The organism is Dyadobacter sp. 676 (assembly GCF_040448675.1).
Lineage (GTDB): Bacteria > Bacteroidota > Bacteroidia > Cytophagales > Spirosomataceae > Dyadobacter.
Genome location: NZ_CP159289.1, coordinates 3,727,317 through 3,745,156 on the forward strand (window position 1 = coordinate 3,727,317; position 17,840 = coordinate 3,745,156).

General features: G+C 49.3%; 13 protein-coding genes and 1 pseudogene. 7 read left to right on the plus strand and 7 right to left on the minus strand.

Going from position 1 to position 17,840, the window contains the following annotated elements; translation table 11 throughout:
• Positions 1-62: 62 nt before the first annotated feature.
• Positions 63-533 (plus strand): hypothetical protein, encoded by a 471-nt coding sequence (locus ABV298_RS16810; protein ID WP_353717354.1) that lies wholly within the window; start codon positions 63-65, stop codon positions 531-533.
• Here the strand turns inward: ABV298_RS16810 and ABV298_RS16815 are convergent.
• A complete protein-coding gene (locus ABV298_RS16815) occupies positions 465-1,280 on the minus strand; it encodes a metallophosphoesterase (protein ID WP_353717355.1) in 816 nt (271 codons plus the stop codon). The genes ABV298_RS16810 and ABV298_RS16815 overlap by 69 nt on opposite strands.
• Positions 1,281-1,403: 123 nt before the next feature.
• On the opposite strand from ABV298_RS16815, the gene ABV298_RS16820 reads away from it, so the two are divergent.
• Complete coding sequence (locus ABV298_RS16820; protein WP_353717356.1) at positions 1,404-1,856, plus strand: regulatory protein RecX; 453 nt, start codon at positions 1,404-1,406, stop codon at positions 1,854-1,856.
• A 79-nt stretch (positions 1,857-1,935) separates the two neighbouring features.
• Here the strand turns inward: ABV298_RS16820 and ABV298_RS16825 are convergent, their stop codons facing one another.
• Positions 1,936-2,931: a ribonucleoside-diphosphate reductase small subunit gene (locus ABV298_RS16825; protein ID WP_353717357.1), complete on the minus strand. Its 996-nt coding sequence runs from the start codon at positions 2,929-2,931 to the stop codon at positions 1,936-1,938.
• A 433-nt stretch (positions 2,932-3,364) separates the two neighbouring features.
• Here ABV298_RS16825 and ABV298_RS16830 point away from each other — a divergent pair, with 433 nt between their 5' ends.
• Both ABV298_RS16830 and ABV298_RS16835 read left to right on the plus strand, forming a co-directional pair.
• Positions 3,365-4,000: an FkbM family methyltransferase gene (locus tag ABV298_RS16830; RefSeq protein WP_353717358.1), complete on the plus strand. Its 636-nt coding sequence runs from the start codon at positions 3,365-3,367 to the stop codon at positions 3,998-4,000.
• Between the two features lie 44 nt (positions 4,001-4,044).
• On the plus strand, positions 4,045-5,070 hold the full coding sequence (locus ABV298_RS16835; RefSeq protein ID WP_353717359.1) for a glycosyltransferase family 1 protein: 1,026 nt from the start codon (positions 4,045-4,047) through the stop codon (positions 5,068-5,070).
• Here the strand turns inward: ABV298_RS16835 and ABV298_RS16840 are convergent.
• Both ABV298_RS16840 and corA read right to left on the minus strand, forming a co-directional pair.
• The gene (locus ABV298_RS16840; RefSeq protein WP_353717360.1) at positions 5,067-6,053 is read right to left on the minus strand and encodes a glycosyltransferase family 2 protein; all 987 of its coding nucleotides are present in this window, start codon (positions 6,051-6,053) and stop codon (positions 5,067-5,069) included. The two genes, ABV298_RS16835 and ABV298_RS16840, sit on opposite strands and share 4 nt — an antisense overlap.
• Positions 6,054-6,436: 383 nt before the next feature.
• Positions 6,437-7,381 (minus strand): magnesium/cobalt transporter CorA, encoded by a 945-nt coding sequence (corA, locus tag ABV298_RS16845; protein ID WP_353717361.1) that lies wholly within the window; start codon positions 7,379-7,381, stop codon positions 6,437-6,439.
• A gap of 85 nt (positions 7,382-7,466) precedes the next feature.
• Between corA and ABV298_RS16850 the strand changes: the two genes are divergently transcribed.
• Positions 7,467-8,654 carry an MFS transporter gene (locus tag ABV298_RS16850; RefSeq protein WP_353717362.1) on the plus strand — a complete coding sequence of 396 codons (1,188 nt, stop codon included), beginning with the start codon at positions 7,467-7,469 and terminating at the stop codon, positions 8,652-8,654.
• A complete protein-coding gene (locus ABV298_RS16855) occupies positions 8,644-9,252 on the plus strand; it encodes a YigZ family protein (protein ID WP_353717363.1) in 609 nt (202 codons plus the stop codon). The genes ABV298_RS16850 and ABV298_RS16855 overlap by 11 nt, the downstream gene beginning before the upstream one ends.
• Here the strand turns inward: ABV298_RS16855 and ABV298_RS16860 are convergent.
• The 3 genes from ABV298_RS16860 to ABV298_RS16870 all read right to left on the minus strand — a co-directional run bounded on the left by ABV298_RS16860 (position 9,249) and on the right by ABV298_RS16870 (position 14,532).
• Positions 9,249-9,413 carry a hypothetical protein gene (locus tag ABV298_RS16860; protein WP_353717364.1) on the minus strand — a complete coding sequence of 55 codons (165 nt, stop codon included), beginning with the start codon at positions 9,411-9,413 and terminating at the stop codon, positions 9,249-9,251. The two genes, ABV298_RS16855 and ABV298_RS16860, sit on opposite strands and share 4 nt — an antisense overlap.
• Positions 9,414-9,509: 96 nt before the next feature.
• Positions 9,510-11,246, minus strand: a complete 1,737-nt coding sequence (locus ABV298_RS16865; RefSeq protein ID WP_353717365.1) for a RagB/SusD family nutrient uptake outer membrane protein — start codon at positions 11,244-11,246, stop codon at positions 9,510-9,512.
• A gap of 31 nt (positions 11,247-11,277) precedes the next feature.
• Positions 11,278-14,532 carry a TonB-dependent receptor gene (locus tag ABV298_RS16870; protein ID WP_353717366.1) on the minus strand — a complete coding sequence of 1,085 codons (3,255 nt, stop codon included), beginning with the start codon at positions 14,530-14,532 and terminating at the stop codon, positions 11,278-11,280.
• Positions 14,533-14,864: 332 nt separating this feature from the next.
• On the opposite strand from ABV298_RS16870, the pseudogene uvrA reads away from it, so the two are divergent.
• Positions 14,865-17,720, plus strand: a pseudogene (uvrA, locus tag ABV298_RS16875) (excinuclease ABC subunit UvrA).
• Positions 17,721-17,840 lie beyond the last annotated feature (120 nt).

A 17,840-nucleotide genomic window follows, 5' to 3' on the forward strand; every position in this document is an offset into this window, starting at 1 on the left:
TTGGATGGTTAAAATTCTGTACACCGGTCTGAGCTTCATCTTTAATATCATATATTTAATACATGATAATTAAATCGGCAATATTCGGAGAAGCAAATGCCAGGGAAAAGGCATATTGGCGATCAAAAACGCCACAAGAGCGTTTAGATGCCGCTTTGCAGCTCATCCTGCGTGCCAGGGCAATTTACAATGCCAACCCGCTCAATCCGCCATTAAATCATGGAAAAGGAATATTTAATCTGATACGCCTATTGAACGAGGAAAACATTGAATATGTCGTATTGGGAGGGCATGCGGTGATAGCGCATGGCTACTTGCGGACTACCGGCGACGTCGACATTTTTGTGAATCCTACCGACGAGAATGCTGAGAAATTATTGAAAGTAATGTTCAGACATGGCTACACAAAAGAGCGGCAGGCCGCCCACAGGATTTGCGCGACCTGGAAAACCTTCTCGATTAAATCAGCCCTTTCCCGAAAAAGTATTCAGAACCGGTGCGGCCGTGGGGTTGTATTGGTACGATTGCCATGAATGGTCATTGTAGATTTCCACGATACGGTAGCCCTTGTAAGCCGTGCCCCAATTGCCGCCGAAATGGCCGTCGAAGAAATAGGGCTTTTTTCCGTAGATCTTCGTGCTGTCCTGATCGTGGTCGTGCCCGTTGAAAATGGCTTTCACATTCGGGGTGTTTTCTAAAAGCTCGATTACTTCCTTACAGTCGATGCCGTTTACAGTCCATTTGGCCGGCGTGATGTGCAGGAATACGAAAATGCCTTTTTTATCCTTGTATTTGGCGAGTTCCGTGCGCAGCCAGGCTACATCGGGACACACATATTCGCCTTTCTCATTTGACGTATCGCCCACCACGAATGCATATTCGCCCTTCGCAAAGCTGTGATTGGTCGGGTAACCCCAAGTGCTTTGCCACACGTCGAGCCCTACTTTATCGTGGTTGCCCCGGCTTACGTAATAAGGCACGCTGAGGTTCGAGATCGTGTTTTTGAAATCGTACAGCAAAGTGGGATCGTCGTGGATAAGATCGCCGTTGAGAAACAGAAAATCTACACCCTTTTGCAGTTTCTCGCGATTTACCCAACTCACCAGATCCGAATGGAAGGTCTTGAATTCTGTGCCGGGCTGTCCGTAATGCCCGTCCGACGCGACGATGAACCGCAATGCGATATTCGCGGCAGGCTGCGTTTTGGCCGTTTCGGACAAGTAGGGAATTCCGGATAATGCAGGTAGAAGTTTTAAAAAAGACCGACGCTGGAAAGTCATAAGTTAATGGGTTTGGATGAACGGGAACAGGGGTTTCTTGTTATTTCAAAAATAGTTATTCATCCGTGATATTTTCCTTAATCTTGCACGTTGTTAAGAATAATTTAATAAAAAACGGAATATATGGACCGGCTGATTCTGCAAAAAGCGGCTTCGTATTGTGCCTATCAGGAACGGACGCAGGATGAGGTGAAGCAACGTCTGAAAAAATGGAACGTGTGGGGCGATGAAGCCGATGAGATCATTGCCGAGCTGATTTCCATGAACTATCTGAGTGAGGAACGGTTTGCGAAAACATATGCCGGAGGCAAGTTCAGGGTCAAAAACTGGGGGCGTATGAAAATCCGGCAGGAGCTAAACCGCCGCGGACTGGGCGCATACAGTATCGAAAAGGGAATGGACGAAATCGGTGACGAGGATTACATTACCGGGTTACGGGAGCTTCTGGCAAAAAAGAAAGCCTTGCTTTCGAAAACAGAAACGGATACATTCAGATTAAAACAAAAACTGGTAAGGTTCGCGCTCGGAAAAGGGTATGAGAGCGAATTGGTGTGGAAGGAGTTGGGGGAACTATGAGGGGTGTCGCCCCCCGAGCAAAGTCGAAGGGTAATTGCGTAGCGCAAGTGCTTCAACTCCGCCCCGGGGCGACAAACCGTTAGAAATCAGAATCGAACGAAATCTTATGCGCGGATTCTTTGTCCTTTACACCACTCATGACGCCTGCTTTCTGATATTCTCCCACGCGTTTCTCGAAGAAGTTGGTTTTGCCGGGAAGCGAAATCAGCTCCATGAAATCGAATGGGTTAGCTGAACCGAACTGTTTCGGGCAGCCAAGCCTTTCGAGCCAGAAATCGGCGATGTATTCGATGTATTGTTTCATCAGGTCGGCATTCATACCGATCAGCGACACCGGAAGCGCCTCGCTCACGAATTCTTTTTCGATGGCCACGGCGTCGAGCATAATTTCGATCACGCGCTCTTTCGGAAGTTGATTCACGATATGCTTGGTATAAAGCAGGCATGCGAATTCGCAATGCAAGCCCTCATCGCGGGAGATCAGCTCATTCGAGAACGAGAGCCCGGGCATGAGGCCGCGTTTTTTCAGCCAGAAGATCGAGCAGAAGGACCCGGAGAAGAAAATCCCTTCCACCGCCGCAAACGCGATGATGCGCTCGGCAAAAACGGGACTGTTGATCCACCTCAAGGCCCATTCGGCCTTCTTCTGCACGCAGGGAATGGTTTCTATCGCGCGCAGCAGCCTGTCCTTTTCAATCGGGTCCTTGATATAAGTATCGATCAGCAGCGAATAGGTTTCGGAATGGATGTTTTCCATCGCCACCTGGAAGCCGTAGAAGCATTTAGCTTCCGCATATTGCACTTCACTAAGAAAGTTAACCGCCAGGTTTTCGTTGACGATGCCGTCGGATGCCGCGAAGAATGCCAGTACGTGGGAAATAAAATGCCTTTCACCGTCATTGAGGTTTTCCCAATCCTTCATATCCTGCGACAGGTCGATTTCCTCGGCTGTCCAGAAAGAAGCTTCATGGCGTTTGTACATTTCCCATATGTCGGAATGTTTGATGGGGAACAAAACAAACCGCAATGGATCTTCGATCAGCAAGGGCTCCTGTCTGGTAAGTTCTTGTGACATAGTTAACTTGAGTATTTTACGGGGATCTGAATGATATAACGTTAGTACTTGCCGATGGCTTTGAAGGCCGGGACGGAAGAAAACAAAGCTACATGCTTTGGGCTAGAATTCAAATAAAGTTGAGGGTTGCGGCTGTCGAAAAAAGACGATGATTTTGTCCGTTAGGTAATTATAGTCGGTGAGCGAACGGCGATCCGGGTATAATAGGGCGGAGGTGTTTCTTTGGCTGACTACCCCGAGAATATTTCATTCGTATCTTGTAAAATCAGCGCTTATGCCCGCCACCGGCCCGAGTAGGTACCTCAATTTGTTTCGTAACATCGGCAATCCGTTGGAATACGTCCTGGACAAGCTTTATGCCCGTAGCAGAACGCTACATTTTGTTACGAAACCCAACAAGCTGGATTTTGAAGTCCCGGCGAGCCTCTTTCAGGTGTTCAAGGAAATATTCATGGCCGATGTGTACAACATCCGGGGCCTGAAAAGCGTACTGCCTGACGACGCTCTTGTGATCGATGTCGGGGCGAACGCCGGTTTTTTTGATATATTGCTTTTATCTAAGATAAAGAATGCCCAAATTTATGCGTATGAGCCGCTGAGCAGTAATGTCGAACGAATGCGTTCCATAGCCTCCTCCAATCGCATATTTGATAAAAGCGTGATCATCAATCCCTTTGCCGTGACCGGCGCGGCGTGCGAAATGTTACGGATATACGCACAGGACACGGAGGATAATCAGGTCGTCGCTTCTTCGTTAAAGGAATTTAATAATGACAATACAAAAGAGCTGTGGGTCCCGGCGATTTCTTTGTCGGAAATCATGGCCGGAATGCCACGGGAAAAAATCGATTTATTGAAAATGGATTGTGAGGGAAGCGAGTATGAAATTATCTTAAATACGCCGCCAGATATGATTCGTAGGATAGAAACCATGCGGATTGAAGTACATCATGTTGACAATCAATATAATGTCCGGAAGCTTGGCCGATATCTTTGCGAATTGGGATACGATGTGAATTATAGTCCCATAAATGGTTTTTGTTATGCCCTGGAAGCGTACAAAAAATGAATGGTCAGTTTATGTTAAAAAGGGTTCTGATTGATTGTGAAAGAATGAGGCATCCTCATACCGGGCTTTATCATTATTGTTTTCAACTCGGAAATTCAATTCTGAAAAATGCCGGCGAAGATCAGGAAAAAATTGCCTTCTATTTACCTAACTCGGCGGAGCATGTTTTTGGGGAGAAGGCCAATTACGTATCCCAGCATTTTATTCATAAACTGTTTTTTCCCGATACAAAATCGGTCGATATCTGGCATTGCACGTATCAGGGATCAAAATATTATCCCTTCGGAAAAAAAGTTTCCGTGGTTTTGACGGTTCATGACCTTAATTTTCTTTATGACGGCGGCAGGTCCGAAAAACGTATCAACAGATATCTGAACAAGTTGCAGCAAAAAATAGACAGGGCAGATCACATCGTTGCCATTTCATTTTTTGTTCTGGAAGATTTGAAACGGCACCTAAACCTGGGAGAGAAACCCACGTCGGTGATCTATAATGGCTGTAATATTGACGAAAGCGGTGTGATAACCCCGCCGGAACGGGCCATCGAACAACCGTTCCTTTTTACGATCGGTACGATAGCCGGGAAAAAGAACTTTCACGTGTTGCCCGCATTATTGAAGGACAATGACTTTCGACTCGTTATTGCCGGCGTTGAAACTAGCCAGGAATATAAGAAGATAATAATTAGGGAAGCGCAAAAAAATAACGTGCTGGACAGGGTTATTTTCACGGGACCTGTATCGGAAAATGACAAGAAATGGTACCTCAGTAACTGTACGGCCTTTGTTTTTCCGTCCATTGCGGAAGGCTTCGGGTTACCTGTAATCGAAGCGATGTATTACGGGAAACCGGTGATTTTGTCGCGCTGTACGTCGTTGCCGGAAATCGGGGGGGATTGCGCTTATTATTTCGATAGTTTCGAGCCGGATCACATGCGCCGCGTCCTGAAAGAAAGCCTCGAACACTATAACCAAACAAAACCCAGGGAAAGAATCCAAGAGCGGGCAAGATTCTTTTCCTGGGACAGGGCAGCTTCCGAATATCTGACGTTATATCGTAGCCTGGTTTAATTCAGTTTAATTACCTGCTGGTATTTCAGCATCATCCGGAAGTTATTGATCACATCGATAATGCCGATATCCGATTGGTGCTTTTTCATTTCGCGGTTAAAAGCTACCTTCTTCGCTTGCAGGTTTCCGCGATTTTTAAGGAAATCCCAATAGGCTTCTACCTTGAAGAACTGCAACGTCAGCAAACCTATCAATACGTCGCAAAGCAGGATTTGCAAATGCCACAATTTCAGGTCGATACCTTGCAAGTGTAGGTAATGGACATAGTACCGGTTTCTGAAATGGATTCTTTTAATTGCTTTCTTATGATTATGATTTTTGGTGCTGGCCGAAACTTCATGACGGCAAACGGCATCATGTTCGTAATAGCATTTCCATCCCAATCGCCAGGCACGGATCGAAAGCTCCTGATCTTCGCCATAATACGGATTGAACATTTCGTTAAATCCGTTGATCGCCTTTAACTTTTGGGTATCCATTAATGCAATCGCGCCCGATAAATAAAATGTCGGTGTAAAGGCATTAATGTTTTGCAAATGAAAGAAATCCGAAGATTTTATTTTTCTTCCCAAAATTTTGGGTTCTCTCGCTGCTTCACGGATCAGATCATCATTCATGCCGATAACCCGTCCCATTACGCCAAATGTATCTTCGAGTTCAAAATACTTATAAAGCTTTTCCATGTAACCGGGTTCAAGGGTTACATCGGTATTTAGGAGAAAGATCAAATCGTTTGTGGCATTCTGGATGCCGATGTTGCAGGTATCTGAAAATCCGGAATTGGTTTCTTTGCGGATCAGAGTGATTTTGTCGCCGTAATGTTCCTGTAAATATGCCACGGAATCATCTGTGGATGCATCATCAATTACAATAATCTGAACACTGGTTTCAAGTTTTTGAAGGACCTTATAATTATGCTCAAAATATTTCTCGAACAGGTGTTTCCCGTTATAATTGGGGATTACTACTGATATACTTTTCATAGACAATCGGTTATCAATTTAGTTGAGAGTTTTTCAATACCCGATTCTTTAATACTTCCTTTTAACAGGATGGCGTTCATGGTCTTCTCCTTTGGTGAAATTATATAGCTCATTTCCAATACCCGTTGCGGATACGTTCTGTACAAATATCAAGCCAGCGTTTGTCGAGCTCCGCTGCCTGGACTTATGACTCTATTGTTAGGGAAATGGTTGGAAGAGGGTCGATTGTTCCAGATATGAACCTGGCTGCCGAAATATAACTTCTATACTAACACTACGATGAATTTTTTATTGTATTTCCTCATAACATAAATGGCTGTATTAAAGTTATGCCCGTGACGTATAATGTTAAGAAAAAGGTATGTATACCGCGATATTCTTCGCTAAATCCATTTTTTTCTCCTGAAAAACCAAAGAACAACCAGGGATGAGAAGATCATCAGGAACAGCGACAGCCAGAACCCCCATGGTTCTCCGGTAGAGGGTATATGGTCGTAATTCATGCCGAAGATCCCCGCTATGAGCGTCGGAGGCATGAAGATAATCGTTACCACCGTAAAAATTTTGATCACCTGGCTTTGTTCGAGGTTGATCAGGCCCATGAATGTGTTCTGAAGGTATTCGAGCCGTTCGAAATTGAATGTGGTGTATTCGAGGAGGGAGTTGATATCTTTCAGAATAATGCGAAGGTGCTCTTTGCGGTCTTCGGGAAAATACTGGCTCCTCAGGATACCCGAAAGCACACGCTGCTTGTCGATGCTGGTTTCCCTGAGCATCATCGTAATTTCCTGCAAGCCGCTGATCCGGATCAGCGTTTCCTGCCGTGTTTTCTGTTCGTGTGTCAGGTCTCTGCTGATTGCGGAAATGTCCCTGGAAATGCCTTCCAGCGCGTCCGCGTCGGCTTCTATGCGCGTTTCGAGCAGGAGTAGCATAAAATCGACGCCTCCCTGAATGCCTTCGGGGCTTACCTTCATCTTCTTGACCGTATCGGCAAAAGTTTTCGAGTCGCCGCGGCGATAGGTGAAAAGCACATTCTGGTGGAGTATGAACGATACGGGGTAAGTTTCGTAGCCTTCGCGTTCGATTTTAAGAAAGTTGGAGTTGGCATTGATCGTTTCGTTCTGCTCGAAAAAACGCGAACTGCTTTCGATCTCCACGATTTCCTGCGGTGTCTGGAAGCTGATATTGCATTTATTCTCGACCCATTCCTCTTCCTCTGCACTTGGCGACTGCAAATCCACCCAAACCAGGTTCTGAATCTTTCCAAGCTCGCGAATATCGTTCTCGCGTTTAATGACTTTGCCGTCTCTGTAGAATATGCGTACCATGGGTTAAAGTTGGGAAAAAAAGCCATACTCGACGATAACTCAAAGTAAATTCCGGTCTTTCTGTAAAGTGTCGTATTTTTGTGTAATGCAAAATACAGCTTCTTCGGGAATATTGACGACGCAGTTCTGGTTGCTGGGCCTTAGCTCGTTTTTATTCTCTTCCAGCTACAATATGCTGATTCCCGAGCTCCCGGCGTACCTTTCCAGCATGGGCGGTGACGAATACAAGGGCGCAATCATCGGTTTGTTTACTTTGACGGCTGGACTTTCCCGGCCATTCAGCGGCCGGCTTACCGACCGTGTTGGCCGCGTTCCGGTAATGGCGTTCGGATCGCTGGTGTGTTTTGTATGCGGGTTTTTATACCCGATTTTCACCACTATAATGCCCTTTCTGCTGCTCAGGCTCGTACACGGCTTTTCGACCGGCTTTAAACCTACCGGCACAGCCGCCTACGTGGCGGATATCGTGCCGGCCAACAGGCGGGGCGAGGCAATGGGCATCCACGGGATGTGCATGAGCGTGGGCTCGGCGTTCGGGCCGGCGATAGGAAGCATGATCAGCCAGGCATTCTCATTGAACGCACTTTTCTATACTTCGTCGCTTCTCGCATTTCTCTCCATCGGTATTCTTTTAAATATGAAGGAAACTTTGCAGGAAAAGCAGCGGCTGTCTTTAAAGTCGTTTCAAATTACCTGGCGGGACATTTTCGAGCCCAATGTGTTCAGTCCGGCGCTTGTCACATTTCTTTGTTACTTCGGTTTCGGCGCAGTGGCCACTATCACCCCGGATTTCAGCCGGTACCTGGGCCTGCAGAATCGTGGGTTGTATTTTATGATGTTCACGATATCGTCGATCATGGTCCGCCTTTTCGCAGGGAAAATATCCGACCGTCATGGCCGGATGCCCGTGACGATCGTAGGATGCGTCGTTCTGATCATCGCGATGGTCATCACGGGCTTCGCCGAATCGGTGACGATGTTTCTGACCGGCGCCGCGTTTTTTGGCGTCGCAATGGGCATTCTCTCGCCGGTACTTTCCGCGTGGACGGTCGATTTGAGCGGCGACGACAACCGTGGCCGGGCAATTGCGACGATGTTTATTTCGCTCGAAGCCGGTATCGGGCTGGGGGCATTCCTTTCAGCCGAACTTTTTGGGAACCAACGTCAGAATCTCCCGCTGGTGTTTTCCTGCATGGCCGCATTCGCCCTGGCGGCGCTTGCCTATACAACAATAATCTATCAGTTTAAAAAGCGCCGCGCCCGTGTTATTTGACGATACCTATCAAACCATCGCGAGCCCGGCGGAAGGAATTTTCAAGGATAAGGGCAGTAAATTTCTTGCTTACGCATTTCCCGTCGAAAACGATTCGCAAGCCAGATCGCACCTCGCCGACTTGTATGAGCTGCATCCGAAAGCGGTCCACCATTGTTATGCCTACCGCCTCGGTGCCGACAGAATGAGCTACCGCATGAGCGACGACGGCGAACCGTCAGGAACAGCCGGGCGGCCAATTCTTAATACATTATATTCGAGAAACGTGACGAATGTGCTCGTTGCAGTTGTGCGTTATTTCGGCGGAACTTTGCTGGGCGTGCCCGGGCTGATCAACGCGTATAAAACCGCAACGGAAGCTGCATTGGATTCTGCGGAAATCGTTACGCGGCACTATATGAATCTTTACCGGCTGACCTTTCAATATGTGCTGATGAACGACGTAATGCGGATTGTAAAAGAAATGGAAATGCCGGTGAGGGAGCAATCTTTTGAAATGGAATGTGAAATGGTGGTGGAAGTGCGAACTACGCTCGTGGAGCGCTTTGTGGCGCGCGTGGGAAAAGTCGACGGACTGGAGGCGAAACTTCTCGGTTAGTTGTTGTCACGAAGCATTCTTACGAAATCGTCTTCGTATTCCTTCATGGCTTTCAATAGCTCTTTCAGCTCCTTTTCTTCCGGAGATCCCTTCTTCGCACCTTCCAAGGCATCGGCCCGTTCGGCGGCCTTTTCGTATTCGGTTTCGTTCGTAATTTTCATATTATGATCCGTTAGCGGGTAAAATTACCGATTATGTAATAAAGCACAAAACCAGCCTGCCTGGCTGGTTTTGTGCTTTATCCGGGTTCGAAGCGCTTAATAGTTCGGATTTTGGATCAGAACATTCTGCCCGTTTTTCTGACTGTAAGTGATTTCGTCCGAAGGAATCGGAAAGTACTCGTGCTTGTTGGCTTCGAACTGAACGCCTTTCAGGTAGGTACGCTTGTTACCTTCCACGGCGTAATAGGCGTTCAACGTTTGCGCCGCAATGCCCCAGCGAACCAGATCGAAACGGCGGTGTCCTTCCATCGCAAATTCAAGCCGGTGTTCAAACTGGATTGCTTTCATAGCCATATCCTTCGAAGCGAAGTAGGGATGTCCTGCCGGATATTCCTTAATCGAGTAATTGGCTGCTGCCTGTCCCGTAGCCGTTTTTACGAAACCGTCGGGATTGGCGGCCCTTTTCCGGATCATATTCACGTACTCACGGGCTTTCTCCAGATTGTTTGCCTGCGCCTCCACTTCGGCCAGCCATAGCAAAACATGCGAATAGCGGATCATACGATAGTTGTTCGCATTCAGACGGGGGTTGCCGCTGAATGTGTTGGAGCCGACATCCGAACGATACATTACGTGTTTCTTGGGCGAGTAAGGGCCGGCGTAGGCTTGGTCGCGAATGTAGTTGCTGCCCGGATGCACGCCCCAGTCCAGATAAGGGATGCCGCGGCGTCCCACGGTCCAGTCCAGACGAGGGTCGAGCGGTCCGGTTTCCGGGGTGAAATTAGGATTGTTGGAAGGAATGCCCTGATCGTTGACTACGTCGACTTTATTGAAATCATCCAGCATCGGGAAGCCGTCTTTGGTTTTGAATGCATTTACCAGGTTTTGCGATGGTTGGAAGAAGCCACAGCAGGTAGTCACACCACCTCCGCCGTAAGGGTAGTTCAATGTGGAACCGATATTGCCGTTTTCGCCGCCGGAGGCGCCATCGTTAACAGAATATTGTACTTCGAAAATCGACTCTGCATTGTTGTTCGTCACAGCTTTGAAATTGTCATGGTATTTGTCCATAAGCTTGTATTTACCGCTTTTGACAATCTCTTCGAGGAATGGCCTTGCCTCTTCGTATTTTTTCTGAAAAATATATGCTTTGGCCAGCGTTGCGCCCGCTGCATACTTGGTAGGGCGTCCCGGCTGAGCCTGGTTGACGGGAAGTACGTCGTAAGCAGCCTTCAGATCGTCGATGATGTTCGGCCAGATGTCCCTGTCATTGGGGATTTTGGTGCTTTCAAGGTCGTTCGGATTATATATTTTTTCGTCGATGTAAGGCACCATATTGAACATCTTTTTCAGCTCGAAATGGAAATGTCCGCGCAGGAACCGTGCTTCGGCTGTGATTTGCGCTTTTTCGGCATCGCTTGCGTCGGTCACCTTTGCCAGCACGTGCAGCACATCGTTCGCACGGGCGATACCATCGTACATTCCCCGCCATTTTCCGAGAAAGTAAATATTGGCCGGCAGGATCTGGTGTTGCTCGATCAGCGAAATAGCGGGCTGGTCACCGGCATTGGTGCCTTTATAGGCATCATCCGACGCTACGCTGCCGTAAACCCAGTTATCGGCACCTACCTGGTACGACCGGAACTGGCCACCGGAGGTTGCCCAGCCATCGAGCAGGGAGTATACCCCCACGAGCAGGGAGTTGACACCGGCTTTGTTGGTGAGAGTGGCTTCACCCAGCGATCCCTGTGGTTTGACGTCCAGGAACGAGTCGCTGCAAGAGCTGATCAGCCCAACGGAAAGAAGTATGGTTAGAGTGACAATCTTTTTCATTGATTCAGAATTTTAATGGCTTTTGTTTGGATTAGAAGCTCAGATTTACACCGACGATGAATTGTTTCGCCACCGGATAAGCGCCTCCGTCTACGCCGATCTGGCGGTCGCTACCTGTGTTATAGTTGCGCAGGTTAACTTCCGGATCCATTCCCGAATACTTCGTGATAGTGAAAAGGTTCTGGGTCTGCACGTAAATCCGGCTGGCGCCCAGGCCGAGCTTCGAGGTAACTACCTTAGGCAGGTTGTATGTCAGCTGGATGTTCTTCGCACGGAAATAGGAGCCGTTTTCGATGTAGTAGGTCGATGGCTGGATACTTACCTGATCTGAGGTTTTCAGCTGCGGCAGAATCGCGTCCGTTTTTCCGGGTTCCCACGATTGTTCCAAAACACGGCGGCTCTTCGCACCGAGGAAGGTGGGGAAGTCGGTGAAGTATTTGGTGTAATTGAAAATATCATTACCCTGTACTCCCTGCCCGAAGAACGCGAGGGTGAATGCTTTGTAATTCAGTGTTAAATTAAAACCATATGAGAAATCCGGGTGCGGGTTGCCAATAAAAGTGCGGTCGTTCTGGTCGATCTTCTTGTCGCCGTTTACGTCGCGGAAATGATAGCGTCCCGCCTTGTTCTCGTTAACGCTTCCGAATTGCAATGGCGCCGCCTTACCCTCTTCGTCACTCTGGAAAATGCCGTCGATAATATATCCATAGAACGAGGAAAGCGGATGGCCTTCCTGTGTCACGACGAAATCGGTGATCCGTTCGTCGTTGATCCCGAAGTATTTGGATTCCTTGTTACCGGTTGTTTTCAACACCTGGTTTCGGTAAAGGCTGATATTCGCGCCGACGGTGAATGAGAAATCCGAAGTGAGCTTGCTGTCGTAGCTGAGGCCCAGGTCGAAACCGCGGTTACGCATTTTACCGATATTCTGGAACGGCGCGGTAGCGACACCCAGCGAGTATTGCGGCTGGACCGGAAACAACATGTCCGTCGTAATACGCTGGTAAATATCGAACACTACGTCCAGCTTGTTATTCAGGACGCGGGCGTCGAAACCGAGGTTGGTAGACGTCGTAGTTTCCCATTTTGCCTTTATGTTACCGAACTGAGTAAGCTCATAACCCGGCTGGGCGGAGCTCCGCGAGCCGTTCAGGTCATAGAACGAGGTGATGGGGTTCAGGCTGAAAAGCGTGTAGGAGTTGTAATTACCGATTTCCTGGTTACCGGTTTGTCCCCATCCCGCGCGTAATTTCAGATAAGAAAGCCAGTTGACGCCCTTCATGAACTCTTCATCGGAGGCAATCCAGCCCGCGCTCGCAGCCGGGAAATACGCTACGCGGTAGGCAGGTGCGAAACGCGAAGAGCGGTCGCGGCGCAAAGTCGCATCGATCAGGTATTTGTTCTTGAATGCATAATTGATCTTTCCAAATTCCGAAGCCAGTGCCCAGCCGCCACCGGAACCGTTATTGGTCTGGCCGGCTGTACCTGCGCTCAGATAGCGGTTTTCGAGGTCCTCGATCAGGAACCGTGTGCGGCTCGCGTCGAAGTTTTCGAATTGGCTCTTGATGGACTCCGTACCAAGTAGAATGTTCAAACGGTGATTGTCCGCCAGATTTAGGTTGTAAGTCAGGGTGTTATACCAGGTCCATGTCAGCTCGTTATTATTCGTAGTCGTCATGGAATTGGAACCCCTGGCTTCCGGCGATTCGATATCCCGGATCGTGAAGTTCCGGAAGATATAGTTGTTATAATCGATACCAAAGCTGGTCTTGGCTGTCAGGTTCTTCAAGATATCCACCTCGGCATAGGCGTTCCCGAACAGGCGCATTTCCTTCTGTACATTGTCTTTATTGCGCCACAGGTCGCCCACCGGGTTACGGCTGTTACCCAGCTCCGAACCGCGTCCGCCCGCAAACTGGGTTCCTGTTACATCATAAACCGGAATGATAGGTTGCATGCGGTAGGCAAAAGTGGTGGGGTTACTTTCGTGGTTGTTACCCTCGGGCTGGTTCACGCGTTGCCCGTATGCAATCTGAAAGTTCTCACCGACCCGGATGCGCTTGTTGATATCGAATTCGGTATTGGCGCGCAGGCTGTAACGCTTGTATTTGGTGTAAATCATGATACCCTTCTGATCGAACATGTTGAGCGTCATGGCGTAGCGACCATTCTCATTGCCGCCCGAAACGCCCAGCTGGTGATTCTGGATGGGTGCGGGATCGAAGATTTCGTCCAGCCATTTGGTACCCTCTTTATTGGCCTTCGTAATAAGCCATTTCGTAGAGTTAAATGTAGCGGCGTCGATGTCCTTGCTGTAATTCACGTAGTTGCCGTTGGCGTCCTTGGCTACCCTGGGATCGTTCTCCTTAACGCCGGTCGGGAAAATGTAATCGGGGATTTCGGGTTTAGGCCCGTTGCCGTACTGGGCACTGCTCGGGTTGCCGTCTTTCAGGTCGCCCGAGTTGATTTTCGACTTCCAGTAGATGTTCGCCCAGTCTTCGGTACCCACCAGGTCCAGCATTTTGCCCGGACGCTGGGTGCCGAAGTACATATCGTAGGTAAATACCGGTTTGCCGACCTTGCCCCGGCGGGTCGTGATGATCACCACGCCGTTACCCGCCCTTGAACCGTAGATGGAAGCTGCCGATGCATCTTTGAGTATCTGCATATTTTCCACATCGTTCAGATTAAGGGTGTTCAGGTTGCCTTTGGTGGGAACGCCGTCCACGACATAAAGGGGAGAGTTGTCGTTGATCGTACCGAACCCGCGGATGCGGACCATCACGCCGCCTCCGGGGCTGTTCTCGTTGCCGACCGTCACACCGGCTACCTTGCCCTGCAAAGCCTGGCCGATATTGGTGGATGGCGTCGTGAGCAGTTGCTTGGCATCCAGGGAAGCCACCGCTCCCGTAATGTCGCGCTTGGACTGGGTACCATAACCCGTCACGACCACTTCGCTCAGGCTTTTGACGTCATCGCCAAGCGAAACGTTGATAATGGATTGAGAGCCGACAGTGACTTCCTGTTTGGCGAAACCGATGGAGGAGAAAACCAGGACCGCATCACCGGACTTGACGTCGATGGTGTAGCTTCCGTTCGCGTCGGTCACGGTCCCGGTGGTGGTGTTTTTCACCTGAACGTTGACACCCGGTAGCCCCTGGCCATCGGCAGCTGCAACGACCTTGCCGGTAACCCGGCGATCCTGGGCTTGTGCAGTAAAGGCCCCGGCTACACCAAGAACCATTACAAAAGCACGTAAAAGCTTTCGCAGTAGATGTTTGCGCATAAAAACAAATGGTAAAAGTGGATTGATAGAATTTGACTGTATTTTGATGGTTTTTGATATGAAATTACAAAATATGGTGACAAGTATGACTTGTTTTGGTATGATTTTGAGAATAAATATTAATGAACTGTTGGTTACTAATTATTGCTTCTTTGAAAAGTATAACTGTGCAAACGATTGCATCCAGAGTCAAAACTTGGAAAGAATCAATCCCCACAATGCTATACGTAATGTGCCGGCATCAAAAATATTTGCAACTCAAACCTTATTTTTGCGGTTATCTGATTACGCTTTATCATCATACAGACTAACTCACAAACTATCACAGGACTTTGGAATACTTAAATGGCCTCGAAGTGGCGGAACAGGACCTCATCGAGGTACAGGGCGCCCGCGAACACAATCTCAAAAACATCGACATAGCCATTCCGCGCAACAAGCTCGTGGTGGTGACAGGTATCAGCGGAAGCGGGAAATCGTCGCTCGCATTCGACACGATCTACGCAGAAGGACAGCGACGGTATATGGAAAGTTTTTCCTCCTATGCCCGGGGTTTTATCGGCGAGATGGAACGCCCCGATGTCGACAAGATCAGCGGCCTGTCGCCCGTGATCAGCATCGAGCAGAAAACCACGTCGCGCAATCCGCGCTCGACGGTGGGGACGGTTACCGAGATTTACGACTTCCTGCGGCTGCTCTACGCGCGGGCAGGCGAGGCGTACTCGTACGTGACGGGCAGGCGGATGATCAAACAATCGCAGGACCAGATCGTGAACCAGCTCATGACGCAGTTTTCCGGGCAAAAGATCATATTGCTCGCGCCGGCGGTAAAAGGCCGTAAAGGACATTACCGGGAGCTTTTCGTCCAAATCGCACGGCTGGGTTATACCAAAGTGCGGGTCGATGGCGAGGTGCAGGACATTACTCCGAAAATGCAGCTCGATCGCTATAAGGTGCACGACATCGAGATTGTAATCGACCGGGTAGTGCCTAAAAAAGAAGAAGAAGACCCGCAGTCGAGGTACCGGCTGAGCCAGTCGGTGGCGACGGCCATCAAGCAGGGTAAGGGCGCATTAATGGTGCTGGACGCCAAAGGGAATACGCATTATTTTTCCCAAAACCTGATGGACCCGGAGTCGGGGATCAGCTACGACGACCCGGCGCCGAACGCATTCTCCTTTAACTCGCCCTACGGTTGGTGCCCTACCTGCCAGGGTTTGGGCATCATCGAAGAAATCACCGAAGATTCCATTATGCCGGATAAATCCCTGAGCATTAGTCGGGGGGGGCATTGCGCCAATGGGCGAATACCGCGAAGCGTGGATTTTCAAGCAGTTGGAGGTCTTGTTGAAAAAATACAAGATCACGCTCACGACGCCGCTTGAAAAATTCCCCGAGGAGGCATTGAAGCTCGTGCTTTATGGAAGCGAAGAGGCGGTTCCCGTGCCTTCGAAGAAATATCCGGGAACGGAGTGGGAGACCAAATTCGACGGGATTATCAATTTCTTGAAACGCCAGCAGGAGTCGGGGAACGAGAAGATCCAGGACTGGCTCAAAGACTTTATGGTGACGCAAACCTGCCCCGAATGCAAAGGTAAGCGACTTCGGAAGGAATCATTGCATTTCAAAATTGATAATAAAGACATCGCCGAACTCGCGGACAGCGACATACGCGACCTGGCCGGATGGCTCGTGGGCCTCGAAGATCGCCTGGAAGAAAAACAGCGCGTCATCGGGCATGAGGTGTTGAAGGAAATCCGGAAGCGCGTCGGGTTTATGCTGGATGTAGGACTGGATTATCTGACGTTGAACCGCTCGCTGAGAACATTGTCGGGCGGGGAGGCGCAGCGCATCCGCCTCGCAACGCAGATCGGCACGCAACTTACGGGCGTACTTTACATTATGGATGAACCGAGCATCGGGTTGCATCAGCGCGACAACGTTCGGCTCATCAATTCCCTCAAAAGCCTCCGGGACCTGGGCAATACCGTTTTGGTTGTAGAGCACGACAAGGATATGATGCTGGCTTCGGACTATATTCTCGACATTGGCCCCGGGGCAGGGCGCCATGGTGGAAGTGTGGTTGGGGCCGGGACGCCGGAGAAATTTTTGAATAACGGTTCGCTGACGGCCGATTATCTGGCCGGAAGAGAGACGATCGAGGTGCCCAAAAAGCGCCGGAAAGGCACGGGGAAATCGATCGTGCTGAAAGGCTGTACAGGGCATAACCTGAAAAACGTCTCGGTTTCGATTCCATTGGGAACGATGATCTGCGTGACGGGCGTCAGCGGCAGCGGTAAATCGTCGCTGATCCACGAGACGCTGTTCCCGCTTTTGAACCAGCATTTCTATAAATCGAGAAGGGAGCCGCTTCCGTATAAGTCCATAGAAGGGCTTGAGCATATCGATAAGGTAATCGAAGTGGACCAATCGCCTATCGGCCGCACGCCGCGCTCGAACCCGGCGACCTATACCAATCTGTTTACCGATATCAGGACACTTTTTGCCGAATTGCCCGAAGCGAAAATCCGGGGTTACAAACCGGGCCGGTTCTCGTTCAATGTCAAAGGCGGCCGCTGCGAGGATTGTGAAGGCGCGGGAATGAAGAAGATCGAAATGGATTTCCTGCCCGACGTGCATATCAATTGCGAGACCTGTAAAGGCAAGCGTTTCAACCGCGAGACGCTGGAAGTTCGTTTCAAAGGGAAATCGATCGCCGACGTGTTGGATATGACCGTAGAATCGGCTTTGGAGTTCTTTGAAAACCAGCCGCGGTTGCTTCGTAAGGTGCAGACATTGAACGATGTAGGTTTGGGGTATATCACCCTCGGCCAGCATGCCACCACATTGTCGGGGGGGCGAAGCACAGCGTGTAAAGCTTTCCGAAGAACTGTCGAAAAGGGACACCGGCAAGACGCTGTACATTCTCGACGAGCCTACCACCGGCCTGCATTTCCAGGACATCCGCCATTTGCTCAATGTCCTGAACAAACTGGTTGAAAAGGGAAATACCGTCTTGATTATCGAGCATAACCTCGATGTGATCAAGGTCGCCGACTATATCATCGACGTCGGCCCCGAAGGTGGAGCTCAGGGCGGGCGCATTATCGCTGAAGGTACCCCCCGAGAAAGTGGCAAAAGTGAAGGGCAGCTTTACCGGCTACTTTTTACAGGAAGAATTGAAGTAGGATGCCTTATATATTGAAATGCCCTGCATTCCAGCGAATGCGGGGCATTTTGTATTTAACGGACTTCTATTTCACTCAAAACGGAACCGGGTCGATCAAGACTTTCTGTGGCGGGGAATT

Coding starts and splice junctions, on each gene's coding strand:
- corA (WP_353717361.1), bottom strand. CDS start 7,381: ATGGTACGCATATTCTACAGAGACGGCAAAGTCATTAAACGCGAGAAC.
- ABV298_RS16835 (WP_353717359.1), top strand. CDS start 4,045: ATGAGGCATCCTCATACCGGGCTTTATCATTATTGTTTTCAACTCGGA.
- ABV298_RS16820 (WP_353717356.1), top strand. CDS start 1,404: ATGGACCGGCTGATTCTGCAAAAAGCGGCTTCGTATTGTGCCTATCAG.
- ABV298_RS16870 (WP_353717366.1), bottom strand. CDS start 14,532: ATGCGCAAACATCTACTGCGAAAGCTTTTACGTGCTTTTGTAATGGTT.
- ABV298_RS16825 (WP_353717357.1), bottom strand. CDS start 2,931: ATGTCACAAGAACTTACCAGACAGGAGCCCTTGCTGATCGAAGATCCA.
- ABV298_RS16815 (WP_353717355.1), bottom strand. CDS start 1,280: ATGACTTTCCAGCGTCGGTCTTTTTTAAAACTTCTACCTGCATTATCC.
- ABV298_RS16860 (WP_353717364.1), bottom strand. CDS start 9,413: ATGAAAATTACGAACGAAACCGAATACGAAAAGGCCGCCGAACGGGCC.
- ABV298_RS16810 (WP_353717354.1), top strand. CDS start 63: ATGATAATTAAATCGGCAATATTCGGAGAAGCAAATGCCAGGGAAAAG.
- ABV298_RS16840 (WP_353717360.1), bottom strand. CDS start 6,053: ATGAAAAGTATATCAGTAGTAATCCCCAATTATAACGGGAAACACCTG.
- ABV298_RS16850 (WP_353717362.1), top strand. CDS start 7,467: ATGCAAAATACAGCTTCTTCGGGAATATTGACGACGCAGTTCTGGTTG.
- ABV298_RS16865 (WP_353717365.1), bottom strand. CDS start 11,246: ATGAAAAAGATTGTCACTCTAACCATACTTCTTTCCGTTGGGCTGATC.